At 60.1% G+C, this 22188-nt stretch carries 20 protein-coding genes; 12 read left to right on the top strand and 8 right to left on the bottom strand.

Annotated features, from left to right (window positions below; genetic code table 11):
* Positions 1 to 103 precede the first annotated feature (103 nt).
* Complete coding sequence (locus NR187_RS30400) at positions 104 to 2500, top strand: S8 family serine peptidase (RefSeq protein ID WP_256808801.1); 2397 nt, start codon at positions 104 to 106, stop codon at positions 2498 to 2500.
* A gap of 65 nt (positions 2501 to 2565) precedes the next feature.
* Here the strand turns inward: NR187_RS30400 and NR187_RS30395 are convergent, their stop codons facing one another.
* The 4 genes from NR187_RS30395 to NR187_RS30380 all read right to left on the bottom strand — a co-directional run bounded on the left by NR187_RS30395 (position 2566) and on the right by NR187_RS30380 (position 8980).
* Entirely contained in the window at positions 2566 to 6297 is a 3732-nt protein-coding gene (locus tag NR187_RS30395; protein WP_256808800.1) for a DUF11 domain-containing protein, read from the bottom strand.
* A 336-nt stretch (positions 6298 to 6633) separates the two neighbouring features.
* The gene (locus NR187_RS30390) at positions 6634 to 6984 is read right to left on the bottom strand and encodes a hypothetical protein (protein WP_256808799.1); all 351 of its coding nucleotides are present in this window, start codon (positions 6982 to 6984) and stop codon (positions 6634 to 6636) included.
* A 61-nt stretch (positions 6985 to 7045) separates the two neighbouring features.
* Positions 7046 to 7525 (bottom strand): hypothetical protein, encoded by a 480-nt coding sequence (locus NR187_RS30385; protein ID WP_256808798.1) that lies wholly within the window; start codon positions 7523 to 7525, stop codon positions 7046 to 7048.
* A gap of 801 nt (positions 7526 to 8326) precedes the next feature.
* Positions 8327 to 8980 carry a TetR/AcrR family transcriptional regulator gene (locus NR187_RS30380; RefSeq protein ID WP_162307596.1) on the bottom strand — a complete coding sequence of 218 codons (654 nt, stop codon included), beginning with the start codon at positions 8978 to 8980 and terminating at the stop codon, positions 8327 to 8329.
* A gap of 176 nt (positions 8981 to 9156) precedes the next feature.
* Between NR187_RS30380 and NR187_RS30375 the strand changes: the two genes are divergently transcribed.
* The 7 genes from NR187_RS30375 (at position 9157) to NR187_RS30345 (ending at position 16119) form a co-directional block, all read left to right on the top strand.
* On the top strand, positions 9157 to 10029 hold the full coding sequence (locus NR187_RS30375) for an AraC family transcriptional regulator (RefSeq protein WP_256808795.1): 873 nt from the start codon (positions 9157 to 9159) through the stop codon (positions 10027 to 10029).
* Positions 10030 to 10099: 70 nt separating this feature from the next.
* Positions 10100 to 10285: a hypothetical protein gene (locus NR187_RS30370; RefSeq protein ID WP_166468951.1), complete on the top strand. Its 186-nt coding sequence runs from the start codon at positions 10100 to 10102 to the stop codon at positions 10283 to 10285.
* A 38-nt stretch (positions 10286 to 10323) separates the two neighbouring features.
* Positions 10324 to 11121: an enoyl-CoA hydratase/isomerase family protein gene (locus NR187_RS30365; RefSeq protein WP_256808793.1), complete on the top strand. Its 798-nt coding sequence runs from the start codon at positions 10324 to 10326 to the stop codon at positions 11119 to 11121.
* Positions 11122 to 11184: 63 nt separating this feature from the next.
* Positions 11185 to 12888 carry an AMP-binding protein gene (locus NR187_RS30360; RefSeq protein WP_256808791.1) on the top strand — a complete coding sequence of 568 codons (1704 nt, stop codon included), beginning with the start codon at positions 11185 to 11187 and terminating at the stop codon, positions 12886 to 12888.
* Between the two features lie 30 nt (positions 12889 to 12918).
* Positions 12919 to 13635, top strand: coding sequence for a glutathione S-transferase family protein (locus tag NR187_RS30355; RefSeq protein ID WP_166468948.1), 717 nt, complete (start codon positions 12919 to 12921; stop codon positions 13633 to 13635).
* Positions 13636 to 13637: 2 nt separating this feature from the next.
* Positions 13638 to 14285 carry a DsbA family protein gene (locus NR187_RS30350; protein WP_256808786.1) on the top strand — a complete coding sequence of 216 codons (648 nt, stop codon included), beginning with the start codon at positions 13638 to 13640 and terminating at the stop codon, positions 14283 to 14285.
* A gap of 220 nt (positions 14286 to 14505) precedes the next feature.
* Complete coding sequence (locus NR187_RS30345) at positions 14506 to 16119, top strand: hypothetical protein (RefSeq protein WP_256808785.1); 1614 nt, start codon at positions 14506 to 14508, stop codon at positions 16117 to 16119.
* A 29-nt stretch (positions 16120 to 16148) separates the two neighbouring features.
* On the opposite strand, the gene NR187_RS30340 is transcribed toward NR187_RS30345, so the two are convergent.
* Positions 16149 to 16385: a hypothetical protein gene (locus NR187_RS30340; protein WP_256808784.1), complete on the bottom strand. Its 237-nt coding sequence runs from the start codon at positions 16383 to 16385 to the stop codon at positions 16149 to 16151.
* Between the two features lie 142 nt (positions 16386 to 16527).
* On the opposite strand from NR187_RS30340, the gene NR187_RS30335 reads away from it, so the two are divergent.
* From NR187_RS30335 to NR187_RS30325, 3 genes are all read left to right on the top strand, one after another.
* On the top strand, positions 16528 to 16761 hold the full coding sequence (locus tag NR187_RS30335; RefSeq protein WP_256808783.1) for a hypothetical protein: 234 nt from the start codon (positions 16528 to 16530) through the stop codon (positions 16759 to 16761).
* Positions 16762 to 18385: 1624 nt separating this feature from the next.
* Positions 18386 to 18682 (top strand): hypothetical protein, encoded by a 297-nt coding sequence (locus tag NR187_RS30330; RefSeq protein WP_256808781.1) that lies wholly within the window; start codon positions 18386 to 18388, stop codon positions 18680 to 18682.
* Positions 18672 to 19244: a type II toxin-antitoxin system VapC family toxin gene (locus tag NR187_RS30325; protein WP_256808779.1), complete on the top strand. Its 573-nt coding sequence runs from the start codon at positions 18672 to 18674 to the stop codon at positions 19242 to 19244. The genes NR187_RS30330 and NR187_RS30325 overlap by 11 nt, the downstream gene beginning before the upstream one ends.
* Positions 19245 to 19407: 163 nt before the next feature.
* Here NR187_RS30325 and NR187_RS30320 read toward each other — a convergent pair whose 3' ends face one another.
* The gene (locus tag NR187_RS30320; protein WP_256808777.1) at positions 19408 to 19920 is read right to left on the bottom strand and encodes an RES family NAD+ phosphorylase; all 513 of its coding nucleotides are present in this window, start codon (positions 19918 to 19920) and stop codon (positions 19408 to 19410) included.
* A complete protein-coding gene (locus NR187_RS30315; protein ID WP_256808775.1) occupies positions 19917 to 20399 on the bottom strand; it encodes an antitoxin Xre/MbcA/ParS toxin-binding domain-containing protein in 483 nt (160 codons plus the stop codon). Before NR187_RS30315 ends, NR187_RS30320 begins: the two co-directional genes overlap by 4 nt.
* A 1310-nt stretch (positions 20400 to 21709) precedes the next feature.
* Here NR187_RS30315 and NR187_RS30310 point away from each other — a divergent pair.
* Positions 21710 to 21949, top strand: coding sequence for a hypothetical protein (locus tag NR187_RS30310; RefSeq protein ID WP_256808773.1), 240 nt, complete (start codon positions 21710 to 21712; stop codon positions 21947 to 21949).
* Between the two features lie 49 nt (positions 21950 to 21998).
* On the opposite strand, the gene NR187_RS30305 is transcribed toward NR187_RS30310, so the two are convergent.
* The coding region (locus tag NR187_RS30305; RefSeq protein WP_256808771.1) for a hypothetical protein at positions 21999 to 22188 on the bottom strand (190 nt) is incomplete at its 5' end.

The raw sequence follows: 22188 nt of genomic DNA, 5'->3' as shown, positions 1-22188 counted from the left end.
AACGGCTGAATTTACCCACCTTTAATTTGCTCCGTCGTCCGCTCTCCGCACCAACGCGCGACATGACGCGCGTTTTCTTCCGTCGCACATGCAAGGAGACTCAATGGCGAAGCGGGGCGTGAATGATCAGTACGGGAATTTCTCTGAAGCGAATGCAAATGCTCTGGAATGGGAATTCGTCGGACTGAACATCGCCTCGGCAAACGTCGGATCGATGGACACACCGGCGGCCCACGCAGGGGACCGCGGCGTCGAAATAGAGATTTCGACTTCAGACGCAGGCGCACCGGAGAGCTTCGCCGGGAAAAAGGGTGGCGGCACCACCGGCGGCGGAACGACGAATGGTGGCACCGCCGGCACCGGAACGACGGGCGGAAGCGGCACAACAGGCACCGGCACGACCGCCGGCCAGGGCACCACGACGACCAGCTTTGCGGCGGTAACGATGATGTCGCCGACCCTGAACCCACCCACCGGCAACAGCGCGCTGCCAAGCGACACATATTTCTACAAGGAATGGAATCTGACCAGCAGCACCGGCGGCATCAATGTCGCCAAGGCCTGGCAGAACTATACGGGTCTGGGCGTCAAGGTCGGCGTCATCGACGACGGCATCGACTACAACAACACCGATCTTAATCCGCACTATCTCTTCGCTCTGGACTACGACGCGACCAATGGCGGGAGCGATGCCTACGGCACGTCTACCGACAATCATGGAACGACAGTTGCCGGCGTGATCGGAGCCGCGCGCGACGGCAGCGGCACTGTCGGCGTGGCTTACAATGCCGGGATCGCCGGCTTCCGTATCAGCTACGGCACCGGCGGCGGCCCGGGCCAGATTACCGATGCCCTCAATCACACGCTCTCGAGCGGTATGGATGTCGTCAACGCGAGTTGGGGTTATTCGACCGCCTACTCGGACAATTTCTTCTCCTCTGCGTTCGCCTCGTCCAAGACGGCCATCCTCAACGTGGTCATGTACGGTCGCGGGGGTCTCGGCACCAGCGTCGTCTTCGCAGCCGGCAACGGCCGGGGATCGGGCGACAACGTCAACTATCACAACTACCAGAATGACCCCTATGTCATCGTGGTTGCCGGCGTCGATCCCACCGGACACGTCGCGACCTTCAGCACGCCGGGCGCGGCGCTTCTTGTTTCCGCCCCGGGCGGCGCGTATACCGATGACCGGGTCGGCAGCGCCGGCTACAACACCACTGGCGACTACATCTCGATCTCCGGCACGTCCTATTCGGCGCCGGCCGTCTCCGGCGTCATCGCCCTGATGCTGCAAGCCAATCCCAACCTGGGATTTCGCGACATTCAGGACATCCTGGCCTATTCCTCCAAAGAGACCGACCCGACCAACGCCAGCTGGCACGTCAACGGTGCCCACGACTGGAACGGCGGCGGCCTGCACTACAGCGAGGACTACGGTTTCGGGCTGGTCGACGCGACGGCGGCAGTTCGGCTCGCGGAAAGCTGGCGCTATCAGAAGACCTACGCCGACATGTCGACGGAATCGGCAATTCACGGCGACAACGCCGCGATTCCGGATGGCACCGGAAGCGTGAGCAGCCAGATCACCTTTGCCTCGTCGCTCGAGGTCGAGAAGATGGTGATCGATCTCAACATCACGCATGCGAGCCCCAGCGACCTCACGGTCACCCTGACCGGGCCCGACGGCATGAGCGCTAAACTCGTCTCGCATCCCACGGGCGGCACCGGCGGCGGGATCGTGTTCGAGACCACCGCGAACAGCTTCTGGGGCGACGATGCCAAGGGCACCTGGACCCTGACGGTCACCGACAGCGTATCCGGCAACAGCGGCACGCTGAACAGCTGGACGCTGACGGCACTGGGCGATGCACCGACCACCCCGACCACCTATGTCTACACCGACGAATTCGCGACCATGGCCGGAAGCAACCGTGTCGTGCTCACGGACTCCAGCGGCACCGCACAGATCAACACCGCGGCCGTGACCACCGGCTCCTATCTGGATCTCAATCCGGGAGCGACCGATACGATCGCAGGCAAGACGCTTCAGATCGCCTCCACCTCCATCATCAAGAACGTGTGGGCCGGCGTCGGCAACGACACGATCATCGCCAACGATTTCGGCGACACGATTCAGGCCGGCCTCGGCAACAACACGATCGTCACCGGCAAGGGGGCCGACATCCTCTACGCCGCGCAAGCCACCGGCAGCAGCGACAATTTCATATTCAATGCCCTCTCGAGCACGACCGACACCATCCTGAACTGGGTGTCGGGAAACAACAGCATCAACGTGGGGCAGCTGCTCAGCTCGATCGGTTATGCCGGCAGCAATCCCTTGAGCGACGGATGGTTGAGCTTCATCTCGGATGCAAAGGGCGGCACCAACGTCGTGCTCGACGCACACAACGGCGCGGCGCCGCAGGCGATCGTGGATGTCGTCGGCATCGCGCCGAGCCTGCTTCACGAGAGCACGATATCGTGGAGCTTGATCGTGTAACGAAGAAAAAGGCCCGCGACGAACTCGCCGCGGGGCCTCCGTTGGACTCCGGCAACCCGTCACGCCTAGGCGTGATTGGCAATTCCCGCAATCGGGTGCAGGCCGATCAGGTTCTGGTCTTCCAGAATGCCCCAGAACGCGTCCGTCGTGTTCGCGTGAACGTCGTAGACGGTGCCGCCCAGGCTGTCCTGCCAGCCAATCAGGCTGCCATCTGTCGAGATCACGAAGCCTCCAGTCGACCCGTCCAGTCCGTGGTTGTAGGCGGCGAGAGCGTTCTTCAGCCCCTCGCCGTCCGCATACACGGTGGTGATCACATCGTTCAAGGAATTGCTGTCCGTGTTGGCGGCGATGTAATCTGATTTGTAGGAGAAGCCGGTCGAAGCAAGCTTCGACCACGAAGCGTCGCTTGAGGACATGGCCGTGCTCTTGAACGTGATCGCATTGCCGCTCAAGGTATAATCCACTCCGGCCGCATCGTTGATGATGGCCTGAACTGCGGGCGAACCCAGATCATTTCCGGCCGAGAAATTGATCTTGCTGTCGCCGTTGCTAAAGGGCCCCAACCCCTTCATCCACGCCACGGCCTCTTCGATCAGGCCGGTGGGCGATGCATCAAAGCCTGATGCAAGGCCGCCGTGCGCCTGATCGTAGATGTAGTCATTGTACTCGTTGAGCTGCGCCGCGACCGCCTGACTTGCCAGTATGATGCGGGCATCGCCAGAGACGGAGCTGTTGGCAAGTATCTGCGCGGAGGCGAGATCGAAGAACAGGTGATCTGACGATCCGTCACCGCCGACACAACCGTCATGGTTCAGGTCGCCCATCAGAAGCCCGGAGTCGCCACCTCCGTTATTTGCACCCTTAACGAGGCCAAGACTGCTCGCGGGGCCGCTCGTCGTAAGCGTGCTGAGATCGTTCAAGCCGATCTTTGTATCGTGGTCCCAATCGTACTTCGGAGTGAGGTTGATCTCCGCGCCGGAGCCTTTTTCGTTGCCGGACGACGCATCCCACAACGTAAGATGTGTCGACCAATAGCCTTTGGTCAAGCCGGCCAAGGTCACACCGATCGGCGTATAGCTGCTGGTATCGGTTGCGGTGGGCGTCGTCGAATCCCCGCAATCGTCTGAGACCGCATCGGTCGTGGCGGTGCCGATGTTGGTGTAGGCAGTCGACCCCGCGATTCCGGTAGCCGTGAATTGCCAAGTCTCGCCGACATCGAGCACGTTGTCATTGTCGAGGTCGCCGATGTTGTGAGTGGTATCCGACCCAAGAAGATCCGAGCTGGATCCGAACAACGTGGCCGCTGCAAAATCGTCGGCTGTCGTGCCGGTCGTGCCGTTGTTGTCGGAAACTCCGACACCGGTCAGCCCAACGTTGCCGTCGTTTGTGACCGCGTAGGTCCAGGTGATCGCCTGCCCGACCAGGACGGTTGCGGAATCGGCACCGTTCGTCTTCTTGTCCAACGTGATGTGTGGATCGAGCCCGAAGTAGATGGCGGAATCGCTTTCATCCAGATTTGCGGTATTGCCGGCGCTGTCCGTGAAACTATCGGTGGCGTTGGCCGTGTTCGTGTTGGGTCCGCCAGCAAGCCATGCGGCTGTCACGGTGTAGGTCCAGGTCTCGCCCACCTCCAGTATCCCGTCGGCGGAGATCGACTCCGTCGGGCTACCCAACGTCAGCTTGGTGTCAGTCACTGTCGGCCCTGCCAGATCGACGTTACCGTTGTTGGTAACGACAATCTGGTACTCAACCATACCATCGCCGTCCTTGAGCAGGTTAACGACGCTGTCGGCCGACAGCACGCTATTGTCGTCCGCGCATATGATGTTCTTGTCGATCGTGATCGACGGCGCCGCGCCGAAGTAGTTGGCGTCGTCGGAGCCGGAAGCGGTTGCCTGATTTTCGCACGCGTCAGTGTAGGTTGCCGATACTGTCGCCGTGTTGGTCTGCTGCCCCTCGGCCCAGGCAGCCGTAATGGCATTGCCCCCGATAGTGTCCACGAGTTCGGAGCCACCGCCGCCCGCAACCGTGACAGTCAGATCAATCTGCAGCTTGGCGTCTGTCAGGTGGACGTCCAGCGCAACGTCGCTGCTGTTGGTGATCGTGAATCGATACTGCGGATCATCATGACCCGCGATCAGCGTCGGACCGGTCGGATCGTTCGCGTCGTACCAGGTCGCGCCGCCGTCGACCGACACTTCCTTCTTAACCGTGACCGAATCTTCCGCCACGGTTACCCCAGTATAACCGCTGACATCGAATGCGGTTGGATTCAGATCGGCGGGCGGATTGGCCGGGTCGTAACCCGTCGCGCTCGTTGTGACAGTCGCTATGTTCGAGTAAGTGCCGTGAACCGTCGTCCCCGTCGCAAAGTACTGCCAGGTCTCGGCTTCGTTGACATCCGTGGTGATGAGATTGTCGGCATCCAAGATGCCGTTATGATTCAGGTCACCAACGTTGTACTGCTGGCTGTTGAAAGTCACGCTGACACCGGTCGCCGCAAAATCATCGAGCGCGTTGCCGGGCGTCCCGCTGTCATCCGTGACAACGACGTTGTTCAGGCCCACCGTTCCGGTATTCGTGATTGCATAAGTCCACTTAACGTCTTCACCGGTGAGCAAGGTCTTGCCCGCGACGCTCTGCCCTTCCTCTGGACAGACAGTGTCCTTGGTGATGGAAACGGTCGCATGCGGGGTGGGCGGAGGCTCGACGTTGCCCGACGCCCGGTACGACCACTCCTCGAAAGTGCCGTCGACCCGCTCGCCGCTCACGCCACCGAAGACCGAATACAGGTAGATATAGGAGCTGTTGCTGAGGCCGACGAAGAAGGAGTTCGGGATGAGAAAGCTGTAGTCCGGATGACCATTGCCCGACGAGAGGTCGTTCAGCTTGAGCGAGACATCCCCTCCTGCACCTGCATCCATGTTCCAGATCAGCGTCGCCGCCGCACCAAAGCCGGTATCGGTGCCACCAAGAGCGCCTATCGGGTCATAGCTGGTGAGTGCCGGATTGTTTGAATCATAGAGCTTCAGAACATCCAGCGAGATCAGATTGTTGACGTTCTCGCCCAGATCCAGCCGGAACTCCCTGTAGTCCGTCCCGTCGACGGTGACGATCGCCATCGAGCCCAATTGGACCGAGTGCGTAAAATTGCCGGCAACCTGATCGAACTGAAAATTCTGCGCGCCAGTGCTCGGATTCGTGTCGCCGTCGGTGTTGTAGCCCTGTTCAGTGTGATCGTTGCCGGGATTGTGTATCCGCAAGAACGCCGGGAACTGGCCGGTGCCGGAAGAACCGGTTGAGCCGACCGGAATTTGTTCAATGGTTGCCTGATTGACCAGGGCAGTCGAGCCTACGGTCGAGAGGTCGACCTGGACCTGGTAGGAAATATTTGTCGTCGCGGTGCCGCTGGAATCGGTAAACGCGGTTGTGGCCATCAGACCCGCGGTCTGGTCGATCGCGCTGAGCACGAAGGACTCCCCGGCCGCGTCCAAGCCGACATTCCAGGCCGTCTGAACGACGCCGTTTGCAACGTTGTCAAGATCGCCGGCGCCGCCGTCTGTAATCGTCCACGGCATATTCGTGCCGGACACGGCGTTGCCACCCACGTCGGTAACTTCAAAGGTGACAGCGTCGCCGACGCCGACATTTGCGGTGAAATAAGCGGTCGAGCCCGGTGCGTAGTCGGCCTGGTCGGTGCTGATGGAAATGGCCGCAAGCGTCGGGTCGAAGATCAACTGAGAGTCATCGACAAGAATGTACGTCCCCGTCGCCGGATCGTATTTGAATGTTGCCATGACTTAAACTCTCCAAAAAAACTCGCAAAAAAATTCCAGGGCTTCGCAGGAAGAGGCCAAAATGCCACCTTTGGTTGCGCAACAAAAAGGCCGGCTCACGCGCCACGCGTGCCGGCCTACGCAAACCTCCGGGTACAAGAATTAATCAAAACGGCCCCTGCCCTAAACGAGCCAAACAGGGAACTTTAAGCAATTATTTACAATTAATGCAATGTTTATAGAGAGCTTGCCTTCCGACCAAGAAGTCACGCGATCGGGAAAATCTGGCAAAAAGTCGCTTTCCGCAGGTGGATCAATGGCTTCGACCGTACGATGAGGATGTGAACGGTCCCGCTCTCAACTGCCGGCCGGGGACCGCGCAGGCTGTGGTGTCGCGGCCCGCAGTTGCGCCGCCCGGCCAAGCTCCCATGCTCTTTGCAACCGCTCCGGTTGCGTTTCCTGCAGCAGCCGTCCCCAGGCCGCGCTGAAGGCCCTGATCGCCGCATCCCTGTCGCGGGCAGCCCCGCTTGCCCATGCCGGCATGCCCATCGGGATCAGAATGAACCACTCCCACGCGTGATCAGGCCCGCCGGCATCGAGCGCGTGGCGGATCTTGCCGATCTCGCGGCCTTGCGACCAGACCGCATAGTGATCGGCGATCTCGGGCCATTTCGGGCGGACGCTGAGCGTGATGGCGTTATTTATCATCGTAAATTCTTGCAGTAATGGAGTTGGAGATGAGCGAAGCCAACGCTCCGCTGCTTGACGTTCAGTTTTTGGGTCTCGCCTGCTGCGCCAACAACGCCTCGGCGCTCTTGGTGAGCCCTCCGGCCAATTGCTTCGCCGCGTCCGGAGAGAACGCGTATCCGGCCTGCCGGTCCAGCCGGTGATTGAGGATGAACAGCACAAGGCCGCGACCGCCGGAGTCCGCGGAAATCGTGCAGTTCTGGGGGATTTCGAATCTCACCTCGTTTGGCTTGTTCTTGTCAGCTGCGCCAGGTTCGATCCGCGCCGCCGCGTCCGCACCGGGCGCGACTGCTTCGGCAGCGAAGGCCGACCCACCGCCATTCGGCATCGCGGGCTGTACGCCGCCCCGCGCGCGCGTCAGTGCTGCGATCAGATCATCGACACAGTCACTGGCGAATCTCAGCTCCAGCGCACCGGTGTATTTGCCCGTGGTCTGAACCACGAATTCCTTGCTGTCATCTGTCATGGTGGCGGAGCTCACCGCCGCAATCCTGATCGCCATTAGCCCAATGTCCCGAATTATGCGGTCGGGGTTCGTTCGCCCGGACCTTCGCCCAGCAATTCAGTGAGTATACCGCAGATGGCGGCTTGCGATAGCGTGCCCCCGCGACGCCGAAGATCAGGCGCCACCTTGATCTTGAGCGCTCCCGGTTTGCAGCGATGGCAGGAGCGACCTAGGATAAAGCTACGGCACGGTCAATTTGCATTGCACCACGATAAATAGCAGGCCCCGTTTCCCGGATCGTTACTGAGTTACAACCGGGCAAAAGATCAAGATCGACTTCGACGAGCGAGACTTCCTGCTTCCGGCCGCAAAGCCGGTCAGCCAGTTCCCGTTGCTGTCGGATTGCCACGCCATCCTCGTTGACGCCGTGCATCCGTTGATGCGGCGATCTATCCCTGAGCTGATGATTAAGAGCTGGACGCAATCAAGCGCTCGCATTGGTGCTTGATGCTCAGTCGCGACTGTGCGGACGGGCTGAACTACAACTGACTGAAACATTGGAGCGGGTGAAGGGAATCGAACCCTCGTATTCAGCTTGGAAGTCTCGAAAAGCTGTAATGTTTTCAGCGGCCGTTCTGACATTTTCGGCAGTTTTGGCCCATTGAGATCGTTACAGAATTTCTTGCTGTCAGAATGGCGGCAATGCCCCTGTGGCGTATCGACATGCGGTAGGTTTTGGAGGCCTTGTCTGCAATCCACAGACGCACGGCGGGTGTTGGTCGATGCCAAGCGTGCCTCGATCAGGACGGACTTGATCCCCCAATCAATTCATCAATGCAGCCCGGCTAAGGAGGCGGGTCAGCCGCGGGACCGTCCGGACCGGGAGCGTGCCGTGCCTCGGTAGAGCGTGGCTAGACAATCGTCGATCAGCACGTCGACGTCCACTGCCAGGATCTTCAGACGACCGGTCCTGTACATGAGCAGCAGGCCGAACATCCAGGACGCCCCGGCGACTGCCACCTCATTTTTTTTGGATGCGTCGACCAGACCGTCGGCCTCGAGCGCGTCCGCGACCGCAGCATAGACCCGCTTCAGACGGACGTTGAGTTCGCGGTTCAGGTCCTTGCCGACACCTGCGGGCTTGGCACCGCCGTACAGGTAGAACCCGAGATCGTACTCCGCGGGCCTCTCGCGGAAATACTCGAACCAAGCGCGCAAGGCGGCGTCACATTTCCGACCCACCCGGGCTGCTGCGGCCGCCTGCTCGACGGCTTCGGCCATGCTCGTCAGGGATTCACGCAGGATGTCGGCGTAGACCTCCTCCTTGCTTGCGTATTGGGCGTAGATCGCACCGGTCGTGTAGCCCGCCGCTTTGGCGATCTCCCGCACCGATGTTTTGTGCAGGCCGACTTCGACGAAAACGCGTTTGGCGGCCTCGCGGATCAGTTCGCGCTTGAAAGCGCTCACGGCGGCTTTGCGCTGTTCGATTTTCGGATCGGAAGCTTCCGCCATCGATAGTTTTCCGTTTCGCGAGGCCATGGCGGGCGGCACTCATGCCCGACCTCCGCGCCATTGTCGCCGCTCAAGTGCCGGACCGGGCGGTGCGCAGAGACGTTTGCTATCGAAATATAACAGTGTTACTTAAATGACGTCAAGGAAGCCGCCCCCGGCATCACTGGAGCTCGACTTTGTCAGCGAAAGACCCACATCCGCGAGCGAGGACGGCCTGGAGCGCAGATAACGAGCAGGTTTTCGCCCTCCCCTCGTTCTACGCCGAGTTCGCGCCGCGCGACGATCAAGCCGGCTGCGTCGACTCGATCTACATCCTGAAGGACCGGGGACGGCTGACCGAAAGCCGCATGTCGTTCGCTTCCCCGCTCAAGGAGCTCACCTTCGTATTTCGGGAGGACGGTCCAGGCGGCAGAGTAGTTTTCAGCGAGCCCAGCCTCGATCACCGAAGAAAAGGCAGAGCGTTCGTGGGCTGGATCGTGGGCGTCAAGTTCAAGCCGAATTGGTCCGGTTCACCGAGCGTCGACGATCCGGCGATCGTCGCCTGTCGCGATGCGCTCGCGCGCCTCGTCCGGGAGGGTCCATCGTGCTTCGACATCCTCGACACCATGGATCGGACCCTGCTCGCACTTTCGCGGCAACCAAGGCACGGATCGATTGCGGGCGGCGCCCCTCTGGATACGCCGCACGGCCGCGTCAGGGACCTGGCGCACCGCGTAGGCAGATCGGTCCGGACGCTGCAGAGGCGAGTGAGAACATCGACGGGCTGCCCGCCGAAGCGTTTTCTCGCCATGCAGCGGTTCCGCCGATCGGTCTACGAAATCGCGGCGGGAGGCGACGGTCTGTCGGCGATCGCCTCCGATCTCGGATTCTCCGACCAGGCTCATCTGACCAGAGAGTTTCGGCGACACGCCGGCGTCACTCCCGGCGCGTTCCGGCAGGCCTGGTGCAGGCCCCGCGCGCAGGCTGTCCGATTTCTTCAAGACGCCGGCCGATCCACGCGCCTAATGATGGCGGTGTGGCCACTTGAGACCACGACCGAAGCCGGTTGAGCAGGTCCGCCTTTCGCGCTGACCGGTCGTAGGCCTCGACCTCGACACCGTCAGACGCGAGCTCCTTAGAATGATCATCGACGCCTGGATGCAGCACCCGAACGCCGCATGGATCGGGAATCCGAGGTTCGATCGTTGCGGCGCTGAAGACCAGCAAGACGGGCGGACGAGCGCATCGCCAGCCTCCACCTCGGCGTCGACGCCCGTTCGTCATTCCCCGACCGACAACGCGCGTCGCCAGTTCAAGGTGGCCTGATCTTCCGCAACCCGAGACCCCGAACCGAAGGATGACCGATGCCCTGGACCATTGAACGCAAGCACCCCCACGTAGCCGTGGTGACGATGAACACCAACAAGGTCAACGCGCAGAATCCGGCCTTCTTCGCCGAGCTCCACGCGGCGTTCGATCGTCTGGAATCCGAGTTCGCCGATTGCGCCGTCGTGCTGACCGGATCGGGCGCGGTGTTCACGGCGGGCCTCGACTTCGATCATCATTTTCCGATGTTCGCACGCCGGTCGATCAAGGAGATCGATGCCTGGTTTGACGCATACCGCGCGACGAACCTGCGCCTCTTCACGTATCCGAGGCCCACCGTGGCGGCGATCAACGGCCACGCCTACGCCGGCGGGTTCATCACCGCGATCGATTGCGATCACCGGATCGCCAGCGAAGGCCCGCTGCAGTTCGCGTTGAACGAGGTGCCAATTGGAATTCCGATGCCGGCCGTCTACTGCGAGATCATCAAGCATGCCATCGGTCCGCGATCGGCGTTCGAGATGACGCTGTTCGGTCAAATCTACGATCTCGCCGCCGCCAAGCGTCTCGGCGTCGTCCAGCAGACGGTCGCGCCGGAAAAGCTGCTGGAGACAGCCGTCGCCTGGGCGGCGCTGGTGCCGCCAGATTGCCATGCGGCGTACGCCTTCTCGAAGCGTGCGCTTCAGGCGACCACGATGGCCGCCATCGATGCCGCGGCCCGCCTCGACAAGGACCTGCTGTCGCGTGGCATGTCGGATCTCGGAAGCATCCGCGCCCACACGCGACGCTACAAGGAATTGAAGGGCAAGGAAGTGACCTGGCCCTTGCCCGCCTAGGCGCCATCCGAAGGAGGACGTGAAGTAGAGGCCATCGAAAAGAACGAAAAACAGGAGGGACTGATGCACGGCGGCCAGGCAACCGACGGTTCGTCGATCACACCGAGCTACGTCAGCGGAGGGTCGATGACGCCCCTCCTGGGCATGACGATCGGCGACTGCTTCGATGCCACGGTCCGCGCCCACCCCGATCGCCTCGCTTTGGTGGTGCGGTCTCAAGGCGTCCGATGGACGTACCGCGAGCTTGCCGCGGTCGTCGATCGCTTCGCGAGCGGCCTGGCTTCGCTCGGTCTCGTCGCGGGCGAACGCGTTGGCATCTGGTCGCCCAACAACGCCGAATGGGTGGTCACGCAGTTCGCCACCGCAAAGCTCGGATTGATCCTCGTCACCATCAACCCCGCCTATCGTCCGCAGGAGTTGGAGTACGCGCTGCGAAAGGTCGGATGCGCGGCGCTAGTCACAGCGACCGCGTTCAAGACGAGCGACTACATCGGCATGCTCCGTCAGATCGCACCGGAGATCGCGACGGGCATTCCGGGACGATTGAACCTTCAGAAACTGCCGGACCTGCGCACGATCATTCAGATCGGCGAGACGACGACTCCGGGCCTGCTTTCATTCGAGGGCGTCTGCCGCCGCGGCTCGACTGCCTCTCCTCCGCGCGTGAAGCTACGTTTCGACGATCCGATCAACATCCAGTTCACCAGTGGCACGACCGGCGCTCCCAAAGGCGCGACGCTGACCCATCACAACATCCTCAACAACGGTTACTTCTGTGGGCAAGCCCTCGGCTTCGGTCCCGATGAAAGGCTCTGCATTCCCGTTCCCTTTTATCACTGCTTCGGAATGGTCCTGTCCAACCTGACCTGCATCACGCATGGCGCGGCCATGATCGTCCCGGGCGAAGCCTTCGATCCGCTGGGCGTGCTCGAGGCCGTCCAAGCCGAGCGGTGCACGGCGCTGCACGGCGTCCCGACGATGTTCATCTCGATTCTGGAACACCCCACCTTCTCCAGTTTCGATCTGTCGTCGCTCCGCACCGGCGCCATGGCCGGCGCTCCCTGCCCGGTCGAGGTCATGCGCCGCGTGATCGGCGAGATGGGCATGGGCGAAATCACCATAGCGTACGGCATGACGGAGACGAGCCCGATCAGCTTTCAGAGCGATCGGGGCGATCCCCTGGAACGGCGCGTGTCAACGGTCGGCCGCATCCAGCCGTACGTGGAAGTGAAGGTGATCGACGAAGCCGGCGACATCGTCCCGCGCGGCATGCCGGGCGAACTCTGCACGCGCGGCTATTCGGTCATGCGAGGCTATTGGGACGACCCGGACAAGACCGCGCAGGCGATCGACGCAGCCGGCTGGATGCACACGGGCGATCTCGCCACCATCGACGCCGACGGCTATTGCAACATCACCGGTCGCATCAAGGATCTGGTGATCCGAGCCGGCGAGAACATCTATCCGCGCGAGATCGAGGAATTCCTGTATCAGCACCCGAAGGTGCAGGATGTCCAGGTATTCGGCGTTCCGGACCCAAAGTACGGCGAGGAGGTCTGCGTCTGGATCCGTCTCAAGGACGGGCAGACGTGCGACGAAGAAAGCATCCGATCCTTCTGTCGCGAGGCGATCGCCCACTACAAGATTCCGCGCTTCATCCGCTTCGTGGACGCCTACCCCATGACAGTGAGCGGCAAGGTTCAGAAATTCATCATGCGGGAAGCGATGGTGCGAGAACTCGCGCTGCAGGAAATCCGCACGGCGTGATCGCATCGCCTCAAATAGAAGGGCCCTTCAATGATCAACCTTTACACATGGCCGACCCCGAACGGTCACAAGGTCCAGATCATGCTCGAGGAAATCGGCCTGCCCTACACGGTGCATCCGATCGACATTACTCGCGGCGCGCAGTTCGATCCGGATTATCTGGCGCTCAATCCCAACAACAAGGTGCCGACGATCGTTGACGGCGACGGTCCGGACGGCGCCCCGATCACGGTGTTCGAGACGGGTGCGATCCTCATATATCTCGCGGAGAAGACGGGCCGCTTCATGCCTTCGGACGCGCGCGCGCGATGCGAGGTGATGCAATGGCTCATGTGGCAGATGGGAGGGCTCGGCCCGATGCTCGGCCAGGCACAACATTTCCATCGCTACGCCACCGAGAAGGTGCCGTACGCGATCGAACGGTACACCAACGAGGGCCGACGACTGCTGACCGTGATGGAGCGAAGGCTCGACGGGCGCGACTATCTGGCCGGAGAGTATTCGATCGCCGACATTGCCTGCTTCGCCTGGGTCCGCATCCACAAGATGGCCAACCAGAGCCTCGACGACCTGCCGCGGGTCTCGCGCTGGTATGCGGCCATCCGCGCCCGGCCGGCAGTGGAGCGGGGTATCAAACTGTTGCTGGATCAGTGGGTCGACGTGACGAAGAGCGAGCAAGCGCGGACGAATCTCTTCGGCGGTCCGCAGTACGCGTCGGGCGCCGCCAGATCGCCCGGAACCAACTAGCCATGTCCACAAAAGTCACCCTCTACGTCGATTACCGCAGCCCGTTCTCCTATCTCGTCAAGGAAGAAGCCTACGCGCTCGCACGAGATTTCGATGTGACACTGCTCTGGCAACCATTCACGATTGACCTTCAGGGAGCTTACGGCGGCGAAGTCGAAGAGAGGACCGACCGAGACTGGCGCAAGGTTCGCTATGCCTACATGGACGCGCGGCGGCTTGCTGCGCGCCACAATTGGATCATCCGCGGTACAACTAAAATCTTCGACCCTACGCTCGCGCATACGGGAATGCTGCTCGCGTCACAGACCGACGAATCTGTATTCCGTTGCTATCACGATACGCTCTGCGAGCGCTTTTGGCGCAGAGACCTCGACATCGAAGACGCGGGAGCGATCAGGAGCCTCCTCATCGAAGCAGGCGCGGAAGGCCGCGCCTTCGACGAGTTGATTTTATCCGGCGAAGGGGTCCGCCGATGCCGGACGATCGCTACGGAAGCCGAAGAGCGGGGTGTCTTCGGTGTCCCGACATTCGTGCTGCAGGAAACCGGCGAGCTTTTCTGGGGCAGCGATCGGGTCTGGCTGCTGCGCGAGCGACTGTCGGGGACCGGCAGTCAGCCGCGTTGTCAGAATGGCTGTCAGAATGAAATCTGAGGGTTCGTGCTAAGCCATTGAAACACTGGAGCGGGTGAAGGGAATCGAACCCTCGTATTCAGCTTGGAAGGCGGAATCTTCAGCCGCTTAGAGGAGACGTTAGCCTCCCCTTAACCAATTGAAAAGACTTCATATTACTGCTATTCCAAGACTTTCGGAAGCGCCGTAAAAACGTTCGCATTCGGAAGCTGTTTTGTATGGCCGTTGTATGGAGGGGCAGGTGCCAGAAAAGGTTACCTACGAACGGGAGGTGAAATCCCTCACCGACAACGACATCGATAGCGCAATATCATACAGCCAGAGCCGCGCGATCATTGGAAAGATCGCGGAGTGGCGCGACCGCAAGACGATTGGCTTGACGATCCGGATCACACCGGGGAAGGCCGTCTGGTACGTGCGCCGCCGCGAATTGACGCTTCGGCTCGCCTTACTGTTGTCGAGCGGCCCCGCTGGGAAGAGTGTGCCAGGCAAACTCGATCTGGAACAGGCGAGATACGTTGCCGATCAAATTCACCTGGCAGCGAAACGCAAGCGCAACTTGCGCGAATTCGCCGAGGCTCTGGTGAAGTTCGAGACGACTACTTCGGAATACCGAAACCGTATGGGACAGACGGAATGGGCCGATGAACTGGCCGATGAGACGTCATTGCTTGCGTATCGAAAACGTATCGGCGACACCGGCACAACCTGGACCTGGAAGGTGCTGACCGCCAAGTTCCTCGAATATCAACTGCCGAAGCTCAAAGCCAAATACCGCGATCACTACGAACACTACCTCAAGCTGCCCGAATTTGACCAAGTAAACGAGAAGCTCGTCAGCCAGGTCAAGTTGCGCGATCTGGAGCGGTTACGGGACACGATACATCTCAATCATGCGCCCTCCGCAGTCCACCGCGCCCTCACTCAATCCAAGACGATGATGAGCTGGGCTTGGAAGTATCATGCGACCGCGGCCGGTTTGGAGGAAGTACAGTTCGAATGGTGGACCCGGTGGTCCTTCGAGTACAAGACCAAGTCGCGGACGCACGCACCGACGATCGAAGAGATAGCCCGCACCATCGTAATCGCCGAAAATTTCCGGAGTTTAGCGGACGGCGAGCATGAGACCTATCCCGGAACCATCGGAGCGCTGTGGGGCGTTGCCCTGACCGCACAGCGGACCGGCGGCTTCCTACAATTGCGGCCGGACCGATTGTTCGATCCGCCGAGGACTGAACGGCGCCTAAAAAGCTGGAAGGTCGCCAACTGGACCGAACAAGAGATGAAGGGAGGTCGAGATGGTGGCAGGCCTCATTCGCTGCCATTGCCTCCAGAGATTCTTAGCATACTGCGCGCCTATCACACAGAATCCGGCGGAAAATCCGAATGGATGTTCAGCGGACGCGACCCCAGAAGGCATGTTACGCAGGCTGCGCTGAACCAGTTGTTGTACCGGCTCCAGGGACGTGTCTACGATCACACTGTGAAGCAGAAGCCTGCTCGCAAGGGCAAACCCGGGCCAAAACCTCAGCCTAAGAAGGAAAGACTAGACCTCTTCAAAATCTACGGCATTGCACCGTGGACGCTGCATGACGTTCGCAGGACGATGACAACATTCCTTGACGACAACCGGCTGGGTGGGGCCGCCACAGCTATTCTCGGCCATAAGACTAACCATAATCATGTCGACGAACGCGAACGGATGGCGTCGGTGACCGAGCAACACTACAACCGCAGCCAGCGGATAGGATTGAAAGCAGAAGGCATGGCCCTTTGGGCCAAAACGCTTCTCGCTGCGTATGCGAAAGAGCGACGGAAGTTTCGCGATCTCCGGTTCACTAAACTGGCAGCGTGATTGCGGACCGCAACAGGCGCCTGGCGCGTTTAGCTTGTTTCGTCCCGGCGCTTGGTCCCAACATCAACGTTTGAGGGCACTTCGAAGAACTTCTTCGCCTTCTGATGCCCTTGCAACGTTATCGGTCGATACGGACCGAAGCTTGAATAATTGCGCACAGACTTCATCGCGAGGCGCTCATAGACTGTTTCGTGAAGTTGCGCCGTATCCGGAACGTCGCGGACCACTTTCGACCAGTGCAGCGAGGTTCCGCCCATGCCGACCATGCATTCGTCGTGTATCATGCCGTCAGCGGACGGGTATAGCGGCCGAGAGATCGCAGATCATCGGATTCTCGTCTCGACCGATCAGCAAGACTTTTGGCGGGGACAGGCTGGCCCACACTCAGCTCTCGAAGCTCTTCGACCCATGAGCAAGCAACTGCGGACGTCGGCGAGACGGCTCGAACACGATGCTGTGGAATTAGGGAACAGCCGACAAAATGATCTCGTTCAACGCCAGACTATCGTTTCACGAGTCGAAGCCAGCGTGGCGATCCTTATGTGGCTCGTTCAAGACACCGGCAAGCCGGAGGCCCTCGAGGATACCCTCGATCCGCTGTTCCCGCAGAGTTGCGGCAAGCAGTGCAACGGCCTCGTCTGAATCAACGGTGAATCGAAGGTCACGCGACCGTTGCAGCAAAACATCGAGAAAGGAGGGAGCGCTTACTGTGTGGTGGCGAAGTGACGACAGGGCCTCTCCCGCCAGATAAGTCGCCAAATCTACATCCGGTGCCGAGCTTGGATCGGGCTCGACATCCGCACGCTGCTTGATCGCCTCTCGCAGCATAGTACTCTGGCGCTTCGCGTCCATCGCAAGCATGAACACCGCATCCGCCAGCTGCTGCCGCGGCAGACTTCGCAAGCCCGCAATGCGGTCGCGAATGTTAACGCCTGGACTTGTTTCGCGCTGTCTCGCCCGTCGCCGATGCTGGCGGGATCCACTCGCGTGCTTTTGCACCATCGTCTCGTCTCCGGCGGAGCGATATATCCCCCGGGAGCCTGAAGCGAAAGCGCAAACTCACGCGCGGCTTGCTGCGGCTCCAAGGTTCCGTCGACGTCGCGACGTCAGAACGCGTTTATTTCGTGATCCGATCGCGCCTGCGCATCGTAGACACTAACCTGCAGCATGGGAAAGCGTCGCTTAAGATCCCGCGCTCCATGTTCGACGCCGTCCTTCGTCTCGAACTCTGTCTTCACGCAACCGTCGACCACAATCGCATAACCAGTCGTCGGCAGATCTCGCGTAGAGTTTCGCATCTTTGGACCCAGATATTGGAAGTAAGCTTCGTATGGTTGCTTAGGGTGAGTCTCGCCGCAGCAACAAGCCATGCTGTGTCTTGTAGCGGACTTGTTAGCCATAGTTTTGAAGCAAGGTCGGCAAGGCCCGAAACAGGAGAACCGCCATGCTCGCAAGCGTCGAACCCGCGACAACGAAATAAGCGATGAGCCTTCCGCCAGCTGAGCAGGCCTCGTTTCCATTGCCGCCTGACATTGCGACCGTCCTCTATTCAACGACTATGGACGAGACATAACCTGAGTCGCAAAATTGCAAGCGGAGCAAATCTTTCCGGCGATTTACCTCTGGTTAACGACTCGGGAACGGCGCCTTGGCGGCCTCTCGGAGGTGATCATTCGCAAGCCGATTCGCGCGCTTTGGGCAAGCCGTTTGAATCCCGAGCGGCGCCGATGAAGCGACGACGGCGGTTCGGTTCGGCTTCGACATCGCGTGATGAGTCTCAATAGATGTCCCGCAACGAGGCGACTGTTTGACGTTCCATCCGACGAGGCGCTGGCGCTGCTGCGCGATCCAGTTGCGGCGCCGGACAAAGTACGTCCCCTCGTTCCTTCGTAAATCTTTGACATCGCGCGGTTCGAATCTCGAGCATTCTTGCAGCGACGGGCCGCTGCACTGGGCAAAGTTGGTCTCCTACAAGTTGGTCCCTAATCGGGGCAAAGTAGGTCCCTTCGCCTGAAACACAAAAGCCCCGCCAGCACGGCGGGACTTTTCATTCCGGATGTCTCGGGTTGAGGACGAACGCCGATACCTCGGCAAGCCGGCATCCAGGATGGACCAAAAGATCTTCAGCTGCCCCTCTTCGATATTTCGGCCATTCGGAATTTCGTGTTGAAACATCGCGCACCGATCGCGGTCACAACCCCCTCGTTTCTGGTCCTTGCAAAGGCGTTGAACAATTGTTATACTTTGTTCAACGCTAGAGGTTGTTATGGTTGTGCGGACCCGCACGTCGACAGAGACCGAGGAACATATTGCGCTTAAGCGCAACCGGCTCGTGCTCGAGCAGGCGCGCGCCGTCGGGCTGCTCGGTGAGGCCAAGAACACGCGCTTGTCCGGCCGCGTGCCGGCAGGCTTGGTCGAAGCGGCAAAGAAGCGGGCTCACGTGTCTTCCGATACCGAACTCCTAGAGCTCGCGTTGTCGCGTTTGGCGCTCGAAGACGATTTCGGCGCGCGTCTTGTCCGGCGCAAGGGAAGCGTCCCGGCAGATATCGATCTTGCCGTTTGATCTCCAGGGAACGTTGCGGAGGGTGAAGCCGCACAAGCGTTTGGAGCGGTTGACGCGACGATCAGATTCCGAGCTTGCTTGGGCATCCGACGAACCGCTCATCGGCGGCACGTTAATGCTCGATACCAGCGTTTACCTCGACGTCTTGCAGGCTCGTACTCCGAACGCCGTCGATGAATTGCTCACGTATCGCGTCTGCCACCACTCGGCCGTCTGCCTTGCCGAACTAACGCATGTGTTCGGTCGCCTCGATCCGGCTCACCCCTCAACGAGTGGGGTTCTGCAAGCGGTACGGAGTGTGATTGAAGACATTCCGCGACATCGCTTGCAAGCTCCGGACACGGCGATGTGGGGCGAAGCGGGAATGCTTGCGGGCGAGCTCGTTCGTCTCAGCGGCGCGCCGAAGGGCGCGGGACATGAGCGCAAATATCTCAACGATGCGCTCATCTATCTTCAGGCGCGGGGTATCGGTGCCGGCGTATTGACAGCGAATGTCGGCGACTTCGACTTCCTCAACCAACTTGTTCCGGGAGTTCCGATCATTCTGTATCGGCAGGCGTAAACCAATGCCGCAGTCGCTCAGAAATTCCCGCGATGCCACCTGAAATGGGTAGCGAAGGATTAGAAGCTCCCATGGCACTCTGGGCCACGGCGCACGCGTCATTCCACACGATAATCCGGATAGCCGATATTTCACACGCGGCCGGTCGCTGCTACGGGCCGAATTAGAGCGGTGATGTCGAAGGATGAAGGCGCGTATCGAGCGCGAACGCTTCCTGAAGGTGCTGCTGGTAGGCGCCTTTCGCCCTGGTCGGGTCGAAGATCAGATTCCAGCTGTGATTGGACACTACACTTGGGATCACGACGAATTTGTGCTTGGCCAAGAGCGCATCCCCGAACGCCTGCTGGCCTGCGCCTGGGATTCCCGGTCGTAGCCAATTGGCGTTCGGAACGTCGACAGGGCGAACAATATGAACGTCAGACACGTCAGCGATATGAAGCGCGGTCAGTACGTGCGGCAGAGTGTCGAGCGCTTTGAAGCCTTTGTGAACCGCAACTTCGAGTATCGCGGTCGCTGGATCAAGCGCGCAATACACGACGCGAACGCCTTTGCTGTTCCACCGGCCGCCGACCTGGAACGCGCCTTCGCCACTATCCCAGGTCGACGCAAAGCGCGCCTGATCGAGGCGCCAAGCGATGAGCTTGCCGCCTCCCAATGGCTCTACCGAAGGCGTCATGCATAGACGCCGTATGCGAGCCGTGTGAGGTACTGTTCAACGAGCTCGATGCCCGCCGGAGTAGCAAGCAGATCGATCGGGCGACGCTGGTCAAGACCGATGGCCGGACGCTCGAGCCACTGCTCTGCTTCTTCCTGCGAACCGAACACGTCCGTGGCCTTGGCCAGGATTTCGGCAAACTTCCAGGTCCGCCCACTTTGCTCCTGGCTGAGCGGCTTGTCCGGAGCGTCCTTGCGTCGCTGAAAGGTGCGAAGGCTCATTCCGAAGGCTTTTTCCAGCGAGTCCGTTTGAATGAAGAGGAGGTGACTGACAAAGTGGGTCAGCGCGGAGCCTGGCAGTCCGTCCAGCAGCAGTTCGTGGGCGTCGAGGGTGCTTGTGATGCGGCGCGACAGGATGCGCGGCCCGCCGAGCAAATCGGCCACCTTCTGCAGATCATTGCCTAGTCCCTTTGGAGCCGGTTTCTTGGCTGCAGCAGTCATAGTCGCCCTCGCGTCATGTGTCGCCCAATATGTGTCACATGTCGCAATTAATCAAGCGAAGCCCTCTATGGAACTCGGGCGAACTTGGTTGCGAAGGGCAGCGGGGCAATTGCTGAAGGACGTAGCGGTGAAACCCGCCGTTCCTGGCGCATTGCCGAGCTCAGGGATGGTACGCGCCGCCAGCATCGCCTGCCCGTTCGATTGCCAAGATCCTGGAAACGCCCATTTTGACTGCATGTTTGCGGTCGCTGGCGCATGCGGCTTTAGGGGGATACTTTGCCTGGTGACCACCCTCCGGACCTCGCCAATATCTATTTTGGATCAAATGATTTCGGGAGTTTAGCGGCGCCATAGGGGACGAACTATGCCGGGTGCCGCAGCGGGATCAATTTCGACGATGCCCGAACCAACGTCTACAAGCTCTACCGAGCATGTCGTGTCGGTTCCTACACCAAGGTCAAGCCTTCGGAGCAGGCCGCCTTCTGTGATCCTGGTCTCGGCTCGGCATCCGACGACGGTCATTTTAAGATTGGCTGGATGCGATGGCTCTACCACCTCGCCAGCATGGCAACGGGCCTCGGCATCAACCATGTCGGTCGCCTCTAATCCCGCGAGGGTTGTCGTCATCGCGCGTGCCCGGCCAAACTCCTTGCCGAGCCCCTTGCGGTGCGCCGCCCCTGAGGGGAGTCCGGTGGTGTTTCGGTGTGATGGCAGCATGCAGTACCGGTCGCGCCAGCGACTAGTCGAACGGCGCCAACAGCCTTCTTCCTCGCCGGTCTGATGGGTGTCGGCGTTGCCCAAGAGCCGCTGTCCGACATCCTTCTAGAGCTCGCCCCGGCCATAGAAGCTCAATTCCCGGGACAAATACCAAGACACCCGACGGCGGGTTCGCTTGCTTGACCTTTATAAGTCATTGACAAAAGGGATTTAAATCGAAAACAGATCGTACAGATTATCCCAAGCTGTATACTTTCATCACGTGGTTCAGTTGGGTTTTTTTGGAGCCTTTTTGCCCGTTTTTCTCTCGTTTCGTACTCTTTGATCGGTCCTGGAAGATCTCGTTTCGATCAATATCGAGACAATATCCGGGACAGTCGCCAGAATTTTTGGAGGTATTGACACACCGCTTATGCTGCGGGATGGTTAGAACCTCATTGTCGAACTTACGCTGGTTTCGAGTGACCAATTGATCCGAAGTCACGACCAAACATCGCACCAACTTTGGCCGTCTTGCGGGTGATTGCTGGGAGGATGGGGACAATCATTGCTCAAGTGGCCCCGGCATCGGCACCTGTCGGGTGAGCCGCACGATGCGATTCTCACTACCGGAAACACTTGGTGAGACCGACAGATGTTATCCCCGGCTTGAGCTCTCCCGATTGGGTGCTGATACGCCGCAGGACGCCGGCGCCCCGATCACATCAAACCACAGCACGGTCGGTAAAGTGATCACTATTTTCTCCATTCGTCCCGACACCCTTGAGCCGGTCGCCCATGGCGCGGTCAGCACGCATCGCGAGTTGGTGAATGGCGGTGGCGTTGAACAATAGACTGAGGGCGACCTTCTCGTCGTTAAAAACTGGCACAGCGTGCTTGCCGTCACGCGAACTCGCCACGGGCAGCCGTTGTGGCTGTAAAAATTAACCAAGTCTGACCGCCTGGCAGGCTTGCAGGAGGTGTCTCGCGCTCGAATGACCCGCTGGTCGAACTACGGGTCGTCGCCATGGCTTTGACGTAAGCGCTGTCTTCAGGCCACAGCTCTGAGGTCGTGACGGCAATAGGCCCAGGG

Origin of the sequence: Bradyrhizobium sp. Bra64 (assembly GCF_024519875.1) — a bacterium.
Taxonomy (GTDB): domain Bacteria; phylum Pseudomonadota; class Alphaproteobacteria; order Rhizobiales; family Xanthobacteraceae; genus Bradyrhizobium; species Bradyrhizobium japonicum_G.
The sequence above is the reverse complement of the archived record's forward strand: the minus strand, read 5'-3'. Positions and strand labels throughout refer to the sequence as shown.